Annotated in this window: 13 protein-coding genes and 1 tRNA gene; 13 read left to right on the top strand and 1 reads right to left on the bottom strand. The window is 71.1% G+C overall.

The window, feature by feature from the left end:
* Window positions 1-10: 10 nt before the first annotated feature.
* The 6 genes from ffh to G408_RS0111520 all read left to right on the top strand — a co-directional run bounded on the left by ffh (window position 11) and on the right by G408_RS0111520 (window position 4,040).
* Window positions 11-1,387: a signal recognition particle protein gene (gene ffh / locus G408_RS0111545; protein WP_028771206.1), complete on the top strand. Its 1,377-nt coding sequence runs from the start codon at window positions 11-13 to the stop codon at window positions 1,385-1,387.
* 109 nt (window positions 1,388-1,496) lie between these two features.
* The gene (gene rpsP, locus G408_RS0111540; RefSeq protein WP_028771205.1) at window positions 1,497-1,745 is read left to right on the top strand and encodes a 30S ribosomal protein S16; all 249 of its coding nucleotides are present in this window, start codon (window positions 1,497-1,499) and stop codon (window positions 1,743-1,745) included.
* A gap of 41 nt (window positions 1,746-1,786) precedes the next feature.
* Window positions 1,787-2,293, top strand: a complete 507-nt coding sequence (gene rimM / locus G408_RS0111535) for a ribosome maturation factor RimM (protein ID WP_028771204.1) — start codon at window positions 1,787-1,789, stop codon at window positions 2,291-2,293.
* Window positions 2,294-3,046, top strand: a complete 753-nt coding sequence (gene trmD, locus G408_RS0111530) for a tRNA (guanosine(37)-N1)-methyltransferase TrmD (protein WP_028771203.1) — start codon at window positions 2,294-2,296, stop codon at window positions 3,044-3,046.
* Window positions 3,047-3,140: 94 nt separating this feature from the next.
* Entirely contained in the window at window positions 3,141-3,518 is a 378-nt protein-coding gene (rplS, locus tag G408_RS0111525) for a 50S ribosomal protein L19 (protein ID WP_028771202.1), read from the top strand.
* A gap of 129 nt (window positions 3,519-3,647) precedes the next feature.
* Complete coding sequence (locus tag G408_RS0111520; RefSeq protein WP_028771201.1) at window positions 3,648-4,040, top strand: RNA-binding S4 domain-containing protein; 393 nt, start codon at window positions 3,648-3,650, stop codon at window positions 4,038-4,040.
* A gap of 36 nt (window positions 4,041-4,076) precedes the next feature.
* Here the strand turns inward: G408_RS0111520 and mutS are convergent, their stop codons facing one another.
* Window positions 4,077-6,647 (bottom strand): DNA mismatch repair protein MutS, encoded by a 2,571-nt coding sequence (gene mutS, locus G408_RS0111515; protein WP_028771200.1) that lies wholly within the window; start codon window positions 6,645-6,647, stop codon window positions 4,077-4,079.
* 49 nt (window positions 6,648-6,696) lie between these two features.
* Between mutS and G408_RS0111510 the strand changes: the two genes are divergently transcribed.
* The 7 genes from G408_RS0111510 (at window position 6,697) to G408_RS0111480 (ending at window position 13,011) form a co-directional block, all read left to right on the top strand.
* Entirely contained in the window at window positions 6,697-7,206 is a 510-nt protein-coding gene (locus G408_RS0111510) for a CinA family protein (protein ID WP_051282941.1), read from the top strand.
* Window positions 7,207-7,247: 41 nt separating this feature from the next.
* A complete protein-coding gene (gene lexA, locus G408_RS0111505; protein ID WP_028771198.1) occupies window positions 7,248-7,907 on the top strand; it encodes a transcriptional repressor LexA in 660 nt (219 codons plus the stop codon).
* Between the two features lie 174 nt (window positions 7,908-8,081).
* Window positions 8,082-9,116 carry a recombinase RecA gene (recA, locus tag G408_RS0111500; RefSeq protein ID WP_028771197.1) on the top strand — a complete coding sequence of 345 codons (1,035 nt, stop codon included), beginning with the start codon at window positions 8,082-8,084 and terminating at the stop codon, window positions 9,114-9,116.
* A complete protein-coding gene (locus G408_RS14530; RefSeq protein ID WP_051282940.1) occupies window positions 9,113-9,694 on the top strand; it encodes a regulatory protein RecX in 582 nt (193 codons plus the stop codon). The genes recA and G408_RS14530 overlap by 4 nt, the downstream gene beginning before the upstream one ends.
* 97 nt (window positions 9,695-9,791) lie before the next feature.
* A complete protein-coding gene (gene alaS / locus G408_RS0111490) occupies window positions 9,792-12,500 on the top strand; it encodes an alanine--tRNA ligase (RefSeq protein WP_051282939.1) in 2,709 nt (902 codons plus the stop codon).
* A 168-nt stretch (window positions 12,501-12,668) separates the two neighbouring features.
* Window positions 12,669-12,866, top strand: a complete 198-nt coding sequence (gene csrA, locus G408_RS0111485) for a carbon storage regulator CsrA (protein ID WP_028771195.1) — start codon at window positions 12,669-12,671, stop codon at window positions 12,864-12,866.
* A 52-nt stretch (window positions 12,867-12,918) separates the two neighbouring features.
* Window positions 12,919-13,011: transfer RNA gene (locus G408_RS0111480), tRNA-Ser, on the top strand.
* Window positions 13,012-13,059: the final 48 nt, after the last annotated feature.

The following is a 13,059-nucleotide window of genomic DNA, read 5'->3' as shown; positions in this document are numbered from 1 at the left end:
CGCCTGCCCCATGTTCGAGTCCCTGACCCAGCGCCTCTCCGGCACCCTGCAGCGCCTGCGCGGCCGCGGCCGGCTCTCCGAGGAGAACATCCGCGAGAGCCTGCGCGAGGTGCGCATCGCCCTGCTCGAGGCCGACGTGGCTCTGCCGGTGGTGCAGGCGCTGATCGAGCGCATCAAGGTGCGTGCCATCGGCCAGGAGGTGCTGCAGTCGCTCACCCCGGGCCAGGCGCTGATCAAGGTGGTGCGCGACGAGCTCGCCCTGGTCATGGGCGGGCAGGGCGCCGAGCTTTCGCTGGCCCGGCAGCCGCCCGCCGTGATCCTGATGGCCGGCTTGCAGGGCGCCGGCAAGACCACCACGGTGGCCAAGCTCGCCCGCTTCCTCAGGGAGCGCAAGAAAAAGAAGGTGATGGTGGTGAGCTGCGACGTCTACCGTCCGGCCGCCATCGCCCAGCTCGAAACCCTGGCCGGGCAGGTCGGCGCGCTGTTCCATCCCTCGGAGGCGGGCCAGGTCCCGGTCGAGATCGCCCGCGCCGCGCTGGATGCGGCCAGGCGCAACGTCGCCGACGTGCTGATCGTCGATACCGCCGGCCGCCTCGCCATCGATGCGGCGATGATGGCCGAGATCCAGGCCCTGCACGCCGCGCTCGATCCGGCAGAGACGCTGTTCGTGGTCGATGCCATGACCGGCCAGGACGCCGCCGCCACCGCCAAGGCCTTCGCCGAGGCCCTGCCGCTCACCGGCGTGGTGCTGACCAAGACCGACGGTGACGCCCGCGGCGGCGCGGCGCTTTCCGTGCGCTACATCACCGGCAAGCCGATCAAGTTCGTCGGCGTGGGCGAGAAGACCGACGGCCTCGATGTCTTCCATCCCGACCGCGCCGCCGGGCGCATCCTCGACATGGGCGACGTGCTGTCGCTGGTCGAGGAAGTGGAGCGCAGCGTCGATCGGGACAAGGCCGCGAAGCTCGCCGAGAAGGTGGCCAAGGGCAAGCGCTTCGACTTGAACGACCTGCGCGACCAGATGCTGCAGATGCAGAACATGGGCGGCCTTGCCGGCCTGATGGACAAGCTGCCGGGCATGGGGCAGATCCCCGACAGCGTGAAGGCGCAGGTCACCGGCAAGGAGATCCCGCGCATGATCGCCATCATCAACTCGATGACCCCGAAGGAGCGCCGCAACCCCGACCTGCTGAACGGCTCGCGCCGGGCGCGCGTGGCCCGCGGCTCGGGCACCACCCCGGCGCAGGTGAACCAGGTCATCAAGCAGTGGCAGCAGATGGAGAAGATGATGTCGAAGCTCTCCCGCGGCGGCATGAAGGGCATGCTGCGCGGCATGCAGGGCCTGATGGGCGGACGGGGCTTCCCCGGCGGCGGCTTCCGCCGCTGAAAGGCCCCGGTTCAGGCGCGCTTTTGCCTTTTTGGCCGCCCCGGACTACACTTTGCGATTCCCCGCCCCGATGGCGGGCATGACCCCAAGAACGACAGAGCAAAGCACAATGGTCAAGATCCGTCTGGCCCGCGGTGGCGCCAAGAAGGCCCCCTTCTACCACGTCGTCGTCACCGACGGCCGCAATGCCCGCGATGGCCGCAACATCGAGCGCGTCGGCTACTACAACCCGGTTGCCCGCGGCGCCGAGAAGCGCGTCGAGATCGATGCCGAGCGCGTGAAGCACTGGGTCTCGCATGGCGCCCAGATGACCGACAAGGTCGCCCAGCTGGTGAAGGAAGCGGCCAAGGCCGCCTGAGCCTGCGGCGCCGCCGTCCGGCGGCGCCAGGGCATGCCGCAATGAGCACCGAGCGCCGCATCCTGGTGGGCAGGGTGGTCGGCGCGTTCGGCGTTCGGGGCGAGCTGAAGCTCGAGTCCTGGACGGATCCCCGCGACGCGCTGTTCCGCTACCAGCCCTGGCTTCTCGTCCACCGGGGCGAGGAGCGGTCGCTGCGCGGGGCGAAGGGCCGGCTCGCGCCCAATGGGGCGGTCATCGCCCGCCTGCCCGGGGTGGACGACCGCACCGCCGCCGAGTCCCTGGTCGGGGCCGAGATCTTCGTGCTGCGCTCGCAGCTGCCGCCGCCCGGCCCCGGCGAGTACTACTGGGTCGATCTCGAGGGACTGGCCGTCTCCACCCTCGAGGGTGTCGAGCTCGGCACCATCTCCCATCTGTTCAACAACGGCGCCAACGACGTGATCGTGGTGGCGGGCGAGCGCGAGCGCTACCTGCCGTATTCCCCCGACGTGGTGCGCGAGGTCGATCTCGAGGCCCGGCGCATGCGCGTCGACTGGGACCCGGAGTTCTGAATGCGCATCGACGTGCTCACCCTGTTCCCCGAGTTCATCGCCCAGGCGGCCGGGGTCGGGGTGGTAGGCCGCGCCGTCGAGCGTGGGCTGGTCGCGGTGAAGGCCTGGAACCCGCGCGAGTACGCCGCCGGCAACTACCGCCGGGTGGACGAGCGGCCCTTCGGCGGCGGGCCGGGCATGGTGATGCTGCCCGAGCCCCTCGAGGCCTGCCTCGCCGCCGCCCGCGCCGACGGTGCCATGGGGCCGCTCATCTACCTCTCGCCCCAGGGGGCGCGCTTCACCCAGGCCCGGGCGCGGGCGCTGGCCACCACCCCGGGCTTCCTCCTGCTCTGCGGCCGCTACGAGGGTGTGGACGAGCGCTTCATCGAGGCCCATGTCGACGAGGAACTGTCGATCGGCGACTACGTGCTCTCCGGCGGCGAGCTCGCTGCGGCCGTGGTCGTGGACGCCGTGGGGCGCCTGCTCGACGGCGCCCTGAACGATGCCGCCTCGGCCGCCCAGGACAGCTTCGAGGACGGCCTGCTCGACTGCCCGCACTACACCCGCTCCGAGCGCCTCGGCACCGCGGGGGTGCCCGAGGTGCTGCTCTCCGGCGATCACGCCAGGATCGCCCGCTGGCGTCGCCAGCAGGCCCTCGGGCGCACCTGGCGGCGGCGGCCGGACCTGCTCGCCCGCCTCGCCCTCTCGGCGGAGGACCGCCGCCTGCTCGAGGAGTTCATCGCCCGTCAAGCTTCCCGGGCGGATGCCCCCTAGCGCCGGCTGTCAAGACCGGGATATACTTGCCGACTCGCCCGGGCATGCGCCTGCGTGGCGCGGCATCTAGAAGAACTACACAGGTTTTCAAGCCATGAGCCAGCTCAACAAGTCGATCGTCGCCCAGTTCGAGGCCGAGCAGATGCAGCGCCAGCTGCCCGCGTTCAGCCCCGGTGACACCGTGGTCGTGAACGTCAAGGTGAAGGAAGGCAACCGCGAGCGCGTGCAGGCCTTCGAGGGCGTCGTGATCGCCAAGAAGAACGCCGGCCTGAACTCCTCGTTCACCGTGCGCAAGATCTCGCATGGCTTCGGCGTGGAGCGCGTCTTCCAGACCTACAGCCCGGTCATCGACTCGCTGGAAGTGAAGCGCCACGGCAAGGTGCGCGCCGGCAAGCTCTACTACCTGCGCGACCTCGAGGGCAAGAAGGCCCGCATCAAGGAAGACCTGGCCGCCCGCAAGTCGGCCGAGTAATCCCCTCCGAGTTCCGCCCCGGACGGCCGCCTCGCGCGGCCGTTCGCGTTTCCCGGACGCCCTGACGCCATGCCTCGCCCCCTTCCCCGCCGCCTCGAAGCGCCTGCCGGTCCCGGCGGGGCAGGGGGAGTGGCCGAGCCTTCGGTACGTCTCGATCTCTGGCTCTGGGCGGCGCGCTTCTTCAAGACCCGGGCACTCGCCAAACAGGCCATCGAGCGCGGCCAGGTACGGATCGAGGGCCAGGCGCTGAAGCCCAGCCGCAGCGTGCGCATCGGCCTCGTGCTGCAGATCGAGCGTGCCGGCGAGCGCTACGAGGTGGAAGTGCGCGGGCTTGCCGAGCAGCGCGGTCCGGCCAGCGTGGCCCAGCAGCTCTATGCAGAGTCGGAAGCGTCGGTGGCGGCACGTCTGGCCGAGCGCGAGCGGCGGCGTTTCGAGGCCCAGGGCTACCGGCCGCCGGAAACGCGGCCGAACAAGCGCCAGCGCCGGCTCATCCAGGCCCTGGGCGATCTCGACGCCCTCTAGCCTCCGGGGCGTGGATGACCGCCGGCGCCGCGGCGCCTAGAGCATTCCTTTCAGCCGGTACAGCGCCTCGAGCGCCTGTTTCGGCGTGAGCTCGTCCGGATCGAGGGCGGCCAGCGCGTCGAGGGCCGGCGGCGGGCTGCGGAACAGGGCCAGCTGCGCCGGCTGCTCCAGCGCCGATGGCGAGGTGGCGGCGGGCGGCAGCCCGCGGCTGCGCTGCTCCAGTTCGGCCAGTGTGCGCCGCGCTTCGCCCAGCACCGTCCGCGGCAGGCCGGCCAGCGCCGCCACCTGCAGGCCGAAGCTGCGGTTGGCCGGGCCGTCCTTCACCGCATGCATGAACACCAGCTTCTCGCCGTGTTCCACCGCGTCGAGATGGACATTGGCGATGCCCCGGCCTTCGCCGGCCAGGGCGGTGAGTTCGAAGTAGTGGGTGGCGAACAGCACGAAGCTGCGGTTGACGTTGGCGAGGTGCAGGGCCACCGCCTGGGCCAGCGCCAGGCCGTCGTAGGTGGAAGTGCCGCGGCCGATCTCGTCCATCAGCACCAGCGAGTGCGGCGTGGCATGGTGCAGGATGTAGGCCGTCTCGCTCATCTCCACCATGAAGGTGGACTGGCCCTTCGCGAGGTCGTCGCCGGCGCCGATGCGGGTGAGGATGCGGTCGATGGGGCCGAGCACGCAGCGCGCGGCCGGTACGAAGCTGCCGGCATGGGCCAGCAGCACGATCAGCGCCGCCTGCCGCATGTAGGTGCTCTTGCCGCCCATGTTCGGGCCGGTGACCACCAGCATCCGGCGCTCCGGATGCAGCATGAGGTCGTTCGGTTCGAAGGGCGCTTCCCGCACCGCCTCCACCACCGGATGGCGGCCGCGCTCGATGGCGATGCCGGGTTCCGCGACCAGCTGCGGCTCGACCCAGTCGAGCGCCAGCGCCCGCTCGGCGAAGGCGGCGAGCACGTCGATCTCGGCCACCGCCCCGGCGGCCTGCTTGAGCGGCCCGAGCACCGTGTTGAGGCCATCGAGCAGGTCCTCCCAGAGCTGCTTTTCGCGCGAAAGCGCCCGCTCGCGCGCCGAGAGCACCCGGTCCTCGAACTGCTTCAGCTCCTCGGTGATGTAGCGCTCGGCCCCGGTCAGGGTCTGGCGCCGGCTGTAGTGCAGCGGGGCCTTGTCGGCCTGCGCCTTGCTGATCTCGATGTAGAAGCCGTGGACGCGGTTGTAGCCCACCTTCAGCGTCGGGATGCCGGTGGCGGCGCGCTCGCGGGCCTCCAGCTCCAGCAGGAACTGGTCGGCGTTGGTGGAGAGCACGCGCAGCTCGTCGAGCTCGGCATCGAAGCCTTCGGCGATCACCCCGCCATCGGCCAGCTTGAGCGGCGGGCTCGGCGCCACCGCCCGCGCCAGCCAGTCGGCGGTCTCGTGGTGTTCGCCCAGCGTCGAGAGCAGGGCAGAGAGCCTGGGCGAATCGAGTGCGGCGAGCGTGGATTTCAGGGCCGGGAACAGCGCCAGTCCATCGCGCAGGGTGGCGAGATCGCGCGGCCGCGCCGAGCGCAGCGCCACCCGGGCGAGGATGCGTTCCAGATCGCCCACCTGCCGCAATGTCTCGCGCAGTGGCTCGAAGGCCCGCGACTCCAGCAGGCTGCGCACCGCCTGATGGCGCTCCGCCACCGTCGGCTGGTGGCGCAGCGGCCGGTGCAGCCAGCGCCGCAGCAGCCGGCCGCCCATCGGTGTGATCGTGCTGTCCACCACCCCGAGCAGGGTATGCGCGGTATTGCCGTCGATGCGGGTATCGATCTCGAGGTGCCGGCGGGTGGCGGCATTCAGCGCGATCGCCTCGTCCGCGGCCTCGACGGCGATGGCCGTGAGGTGGGGCAGGCGCTGTTTCTGGGTTTCCTCGAGATAGCCGAGCAGGGCCCCGGCCGCCGCCACCGCCAGCGGCCGGTCCTCGAGGCCGAAGGCGCCGAGGTCGTGCAGGCCGAAGAAGCGCAGCAGGGCGCGGCGGGCACTGTCGGCATCGAACAGCCAGGGCGGGCGGCGGCGCAGGCCGCTGCGCTGCAGGACCGCCACCGGCCAGCCCTCCTCGTCGGGCACCAGCAGCTCGGCCGGCTCCAGCCGCGCCAGCTCGGCGGCCAGCGCCTCCTCGTCCGCCACCTCGTTGGCGAGGAAGCGCCCTCCGGCGAGATCGGCCCAGGCAAGGCCGAAGCCCGCCTTCCCCCGGGCCACCGCCATCAGCAGGGTGTCGCGGCGCTCCTGCAGCAGGGCCTCGTCGGTCACCGTGCCCGGGGTGACGATGCGTACCACCTTGCGTTCCACCAGGCCCTTGGCCTGCGCCGGGTCGCCGATCTGCTCGCAGATCGCCACCGATTCCCCCAGCGCCACCAGCCGGGCGAGGTAGCCCTCGCAGGCATGCACCGGCACCCCGGCCATCGGGATCGGCTGGCCTGCCGACTGGCCGCGCTGGGTGAGGGTGAGGTCGAGCAGCCGCGCCGCCTTGCGGGCGTCGTCGTAGAACAGCTCGTAAAAATCGCCCATGCGGAAGAACAGCAGCAGGTCCGGATGCTCCGCCTTGGCGGCGAAGAACTGCTTCATCAGCGGGGTGTGCTGCGGTGCTTCGGTGCTCATGGCGAAGGCGTGGCTGCCGGCCGGGGCGAGGGCCGGCTAGTCTAGCGGCATGGACACGACCCTCATTCCCGACGATGCCGCGCTGGCCGCCCAGGGGCGGGCGCTGGCCGAGATCCTGCTGGCCCGCCGCCAGCTCGTCTGCACCGCCGAGAGCTGCACCGGCGGCTGGATCGCCAAGACCCTCACCGACATTCCCGGCAGTTCGGCCTGGTTCGACTGCGGCATGGTGGCCTACAGCTACGAGGCCAAGCAGGCCATGCTCGGCGTGCGCCCGCAGACCCTCGAGAAGGAGGGCGCGGTCAGTCGGGAAACGGTGATCGAGATGGTCTCCGGTGCCCTCGTGCATTCCGCGGCCACCCTGGCCGTGGCAGTCACCGGCATCGCCGGTCCCGGCGGCGGCACCCCGGAAAAGCCGGTGGGCACGGTATGGATCGGCTGGAAGCGGCGCGGCGGCTACCCCAGAGCCGAGGTCTTCCATTTCGCCGGCGACCGCGAGGCGGTGCGGCGCCAGACCATCGCCGCCGCCCTGCGTGGGCTGGTGGCCCTGGCAGGCGACTGAGGGCCTTGCGGGGCAGGGTGGTTAGTAGTATTACTACCACCATGCCGCTCACCGATGTCCAGACCGCCATCCTCGAACTGATCGCCGAGCGCATCGAGGCCGAGGGCGTGCCGCCCTCGCAGACCGAGATCGCCCGCGCCTTCGGCTTCAAGAGCGTGCGCGCCGCGCAGTACCACCTCGAGGCCCTCGAGGCCGCAGGGGCGATCGAGCGCCTGCCCGGCAAGGCCCGCGGCCTGCGCCTGCTGCAGGCCCCGGTGCGGGCGCAGCCGGCCCTGCCCCTGGTGCCGCCGGTGGAGGACGACGCGGTACGCCTGCCGGTGCTGGGCCGGGTGGCCGCCGGCCAGCCCATCGGCGCCGGCAACGAGGGCTTCGATGCCGGGGGCGAAGCCACCGTGGTCCTCGACCGCCACCTCTTCCATCCCACGCCCGACTACCTCCTGCGCGTACAGGGCGATTCCATGCGCGACGAGGCCATCCTCGACGGCGATCTCATCGGCGTGCGCCGTACCCGCGATGCCCGACACGGCCAGGTGGTGATCGCCCGGGTGGACGGCGAGATCACCGTGAAAGTGCTGCACTTCGGCAGCGAGGGCCTGCGCCTCGTGCCGCGCAACCCCGCGCATCCTCCCATCGAGGTGGCCGAGGATCAGGACTTCGCCATCGAAGGCCTGTTCTGCGGTCTCCTGAGGCCGGCCCGGTGAGGGCCGACCCCGCCCGCCGCGGCCTTCCTACCCCGCCATGCGCCGGTCGCGCCTGCCGGCCGGACGCGGCCCCGGCCATCCTGGGCTTCCTTTCCACCGCCGTCTCAGGCCGTGCGAAACGCCCCTGCCATCCTTCCCTCCACCTTCCCTGACGAGACCCCGACGATGACCGCGATGGACGAGAACAAGAAGCGCGCCCTGACCGCCGCCCTGACCCAGATCGAGCGCCAGTTCGGCAAGGGCACCGTGATGCGCCTCGGCGACCGCCAGGCCGAGGCCGCCGAGGTCGTTTCCACAGGCTCGTTGATGCTCGACATCGCGCTCGGCATCGGCGGCCTGCCCAAGGGCCGCGTCATCGAGATCTTCGGGCCGGAATCTTCCGGCAAGACCACACTCACCCTGCAGGTGATCGCCGAGTGCCAGAAGGCCGGGGGTACCGCCGCCTTCATCGATGCCGAGCACGCCCTCGACCCGGTCTATGCCCAGAAACTCGGGGTGAAGCTCGACGATCTGCTCGTCAGCCAGCCCGACACCGGCGAACAGGCGCTCGAGATCGCTGACATGCTGGTGCGCTCCAATGCCGTCGACGTGGTGGTGGTCGACTCGGTGGCCGCGCTGGTGCCGAAGGCCGAGATCGAGGGCGAGATGGGCGAGATGCAGGTCGGCCTGCAGGCCCGGCTGATGAGCCAGGCCCTGCGCAAGCTCACCGGCAACATCAAGCGCAGCAACTGCATGGTGATCTTCATCAACCAGCTGCGCATGAAGATCGGCGTGATGATGCCGGGCCAGAACCCCGAGACCACCACCGGCGGCAATGCCCTCAAGTTCTACGCCTCGGTGCGCCTCGACATCCGCCGCATCGGCGCGGTGAAGAAGGGCGACGACATCATCGGCAACCAGACCAAGATCAAGGTGGTGAAGAACAAGCTGGCGCCGCCCTTCAAGCAGATCGTCACCGAGATCCTCTACGGCGAGGGCATCAGCCGCGAGGGCGAGATCATCGACATGGCGGTGGACGCCAAGCTGATCGAGAAGTCCGGCGCCTGGTACAGCTATGGCTCGGAGCGCATCGGCCAGGGCAAGGAGAACGCCCGCGCCTGGCTCAAGGACAACCCCAAGCAGTGCGCCGAACTCGAGGCCCGGCTGCGCGAGCTCTACGTGCCGGCCGAGAGCCGCGGCGAGGAGGCCGAAGACTTCGCCGACGCATGAGCGGTGCGGCAGGCGGCAGCCCGCCCGGCGGCCGCGGCCGCCGGGCGCGGCCGGCACCGGCGGCCTACCAGCAGGCCTTGCGCCTGCTGGTGCGGCGCGAGCATTCCGCGGCCGAGCTGCGGCGCCGGCTCGGCGGGCGGGGGCTGGCGGCAGACGAGCTCGATACCGCCCTCGAGACCCTGCAACGCCAGGGCTTCCAGGACGACGCCCGCTATGCCGGGGCCCTGCTGCGCAGCCGCGCCGCTGCCGGCCGAGGACCGCTGCGCATCCGCGCCGAGCTGCGGCAGAACGGCGTGGCGGCCGGGCACATCGAGGCGGCTTTCGCCGCGGCCGCGGCCGAGGGGCTCGACTGGCAGGCATTGGCGGCCCGGGTGGCCGCCCGTTTCATTCCGGGCCTGCGCCGCGCCCGTGGCCCCGATGCCCGGCGCGAGCGGCAGCGCGCCCTGGCCTTCCTGCTACGCCGGGGCTTCCCCCAGGCCCTGGCCCGGCAGGCGCTGGCCCTGCCCCCCGGGGAGGGCGTCGATGCCGACGAATGGATGGCGGAGGACGCGGGCGGCCTTCCGGAAGACGGGGCCTGAGCACCGCCCCGGGGCGGGGGCATGGCCTGCCCGGGGCGGCCGTGCCCGCCGTGCCCGGTTCCGCCCTGCTACCCTTGAAGGCTGATTTCCCGACTCCATGCCCTGGGGGGTGGCCCCGTGCCCGCGCCCCCGATCCGCCTTCAGGTCCCCGATGAAAACCAGCGCCGAGATCCGCCGCGACTTCCTCGATTTCTTCCGCTCGAAGGGCCACGCCATCGTGCCCTCCAGCCCGCTCGTCCCCGGCAACGACGCCACCCTGCTGTTCACCAATGCCGGCATGGTGCAGTTCAAGGACGTGTTCCTTGGCGCCGAGAAGCGCAGCTACACCCGGGCGGCCTCCTCGCAGCGCTGCGTGCGCGCCGGCGGCAAGCACAACGACCTCGACCAGGTGGGCTACACCGCCCGCCACCACACCTTCTTCGAGATGCTGGGCAATTTCAGCTTCGGCGACTACTTCAAGAAGGACGCCATCGTCTGGGCCTGGGAACTGCTCACCGAGGTCTGGAAGCTGCCGAAGGAGCGCCTGCTCGTCACCGTCTACCACACCGACGACGAGGCCTTCGAGATCTGGCACAGGCAGGTCGGCCTGCCTGCCGAGCGCATCATCCGCATCGGCGACAACAAGGGCGCGCCCTACGCCTCGGACAACTTCTGGCAGATGGCCGATACCGGCCCCTGCGGGCCCTGCACCGAGATCTTCTACGACCATGGCCCGCACATCCCCGGCGGCCCGCCGGGCAGTCCCGAGGAGGATGGCGACCGCTTCATCGAGATCTGGAACCTGGTGTTCATGCAGTTCGACCGCCAGCCCGATGGCCGCCTCCTGCCGCTGCCGGCGCCCTGCGTGGACACCGGCATGGGCCTCGAGCGCCTCTCGGCGGTGCTGCAGCACGTGCACAGCAACTACGAGATCGACCTGTTCCAGCACCTGATCAGGGCCGCTGCCGCCCTGACGGACACGAAGGACCTCGAGCACAAGTCGCTGCGCGTCATCGCCGACCACATCCGCGCCGCCAGCTTCCTCATCGTCGATGGCGTGCTGCCGTCCAACGAGGGCCGCGGCTATGTGCTGCGCCGCATCGTCCGCCGCGCCATCCGCCATGTCTGGAAGCTCGGCGCCCTGAAGGAGGGCGGAGTGTTCTGGCGCATGGTCGCTCCGCTCGCCGAGGCGATGGGCGAGGCCTATCCCGAGCTGGTGGCCCAGCGCGCCACCGTCGAGGCGGCCCTGAAGTCGGAGGAGGCGGCCTTCGCCCAGACCCTGGACGCCGGCATGCAGCGGCTCGATGCCACGCTCGCGAAGGGCGGCGCGGCCCTGGATGGCGAGGCCCTGTTCCAGCTGCACGACACCTACGGCTGCCCGCCGGACCTGATCCTCGACATCCTGCGCGAGCGCGGCCTCTCTCCGGCCGCCGATGCCATGGCGGTATACGAGGCGCGCATGGAAGAACAGCGCGAACGCGCCCGCGCCGCCGGCAAGTTCGGCGGCGGCCTCGTGCTGCCGGCCGAACTGGCGGCGCGCCTGCCGCCTACCCGCTTCCTCGGCTATGAAACCCTCGATGCCGAGGACTGCCGCGTGGTGGGGCTGCTGCGCGACGGCCGGCCGGTGGAGCGCCTCGGGGCCGGCGAGGAGGGCGTGGTCATCCTCGACCGCACCAGCTTCTACGCCGAATCCGGTGGCCAGGTGGGCGATACCGGCGTGCTCGTCGATGCCCGCGGCGACCGCTTCGAGGTGCGCGACACCCTGAAGCTCGCCGGCCAGTTCCACGCCCACCTCGGCCGGCTTTCGGCAGGCACGCTCTCGGTCGGCGACCACCTCGCCACCCGGGTCGATGCCGAGCGCCGCCAGGACACGGTGCTCAACCATTCCGCCACCCACCTGCTGCATGCCGCCCTGCGCAAGGTGCTGGGACCGCATGTCACCCAGAAGGGCTCGCTCGTCGCCCCGGACCGTCTGCGCTTCGATTTCTCGCACTTCGCCGCCCTCACGCCGGACGAGCTTGCTGCCATCGAGGCGATGGTGAACGAGGAAATCCGCCGCAACGCCGAGGCCGAGGTGCACCACATGGGCATGCAGGAGGCGCTGGACTTCGGCGCGCTCGCCCTGTTCGGCGAGAAGTACGGCGAACGCGTGCGCGTGCTGCGCATGGGCGAGTTCTCCACCGAGCTCTGCGGCGGCACGCATGTGCATCGCACCGGCGACATCGGCCTGTTCAAGATCGTCTCGGAGAGCGGCGTGGCCGCCGGCATCCGCCGCATCGAGGCGGTCACCGGCCGTGGCGCGCTCGCCGAGGTCGCGGCACAGGAGGCGCTGCTGGAACAGGCCGCCGCGCTCGTCGGCGGCCGCGCCGACGATCTGCTCGACAAGCTGCGCGGCCTGCTCGAGCGGCAGAAGAAGCTGGAACGTGAGCTCGAGGCCCTCAAGGCCAGGGCCGCGGCCGGCGCCAGCGCCGACCTCGCCGCCCAGGCGGTGGACGTGGCCGGCATCAAGGTGGTGGCCGCCCGCCTCGAGGGCTTCGATGCCAAGGGCCTGCGCGAGGCGGTGGACGTGCTGAAGCAGAAGCTGGGCGACGTGGCGGTGGTGCTCGCCGCGGCGAACGAGGGCAAGGCCAGCCTGATCGCCGGCAGCCATGGCGCCGCGCTGGCGAAGATCAAGGCCGGCGAGCTGCTCGCCCACGTGGCGCAGCAGGTGGGCGGCAAGGGCGGCGGCCGGCCCGATCTCGCCCAGGGCGGCGGCAACGACGGCGAGGCCCTGGTGGCCGCGCTGGCCGGCGTGCCGGCCTGGGTGGCGGCGAAGCTGGGCGCCTGAACGGCGCTCCTGCACCCCGCGTATTCCATCGCGTGCCGGGTTTCGCGCATTGCGCGTGAACCCGGTCACGCCTACCATCAGCGGATGTTTGGAGGCCGCGCAGGCCGCGGAGGGCGAGGACGCCCCCGTGGTCCGGTGTAGGAAGAACCCCGGACGAGGACGAGAACCATGTTGATTCTGACCAGGCGGGTGGGCGAGACCCTGATGATCGGTGATTCCGTCACCGTCACGGTGCTCGGCGTCAAGGGCAACCAGGTGCGCATCGGCATCACCGCGCCGAAGGAGGTGGCGGTGCACCGCGAGGAGATCTTCCAGCGCATCCAGCGCGACGAGGCGGGCAAGAAGGCGGGCGGCGATTTGCCCTGAGCCGGACGATCCGGTACGCTTCGCGCCCGCTCTTTTCGAAGGGCGGTCCGACGGAGTGATGCCCGAGAGGCCGAAGGGGCTCCCCTGCTAAGGGAGTATAGGGTCAAAAGCTCTATCGAGGGTTCGAATCCCTCTCACTCCGCCACGTCGGATGCCGCGGTTCCAGTGCGGCGGGGCTTGACGAACGATCAAA

The organism is Silanimonas lenta DSM 16282, from assembly GCF_000429065.1.
GTDB lineage: Bacteria > Pseudomonadota > Gammaproteobacteria > Xanthomonadales > Xanthomonadaceae > Silanimonas > Silanimonas lenta.
The sequence above is the reverse complement of the archived record's forward strand: the minus strand, read 5'-3'. Positions and strand labels throughout refer to the sequence as shown.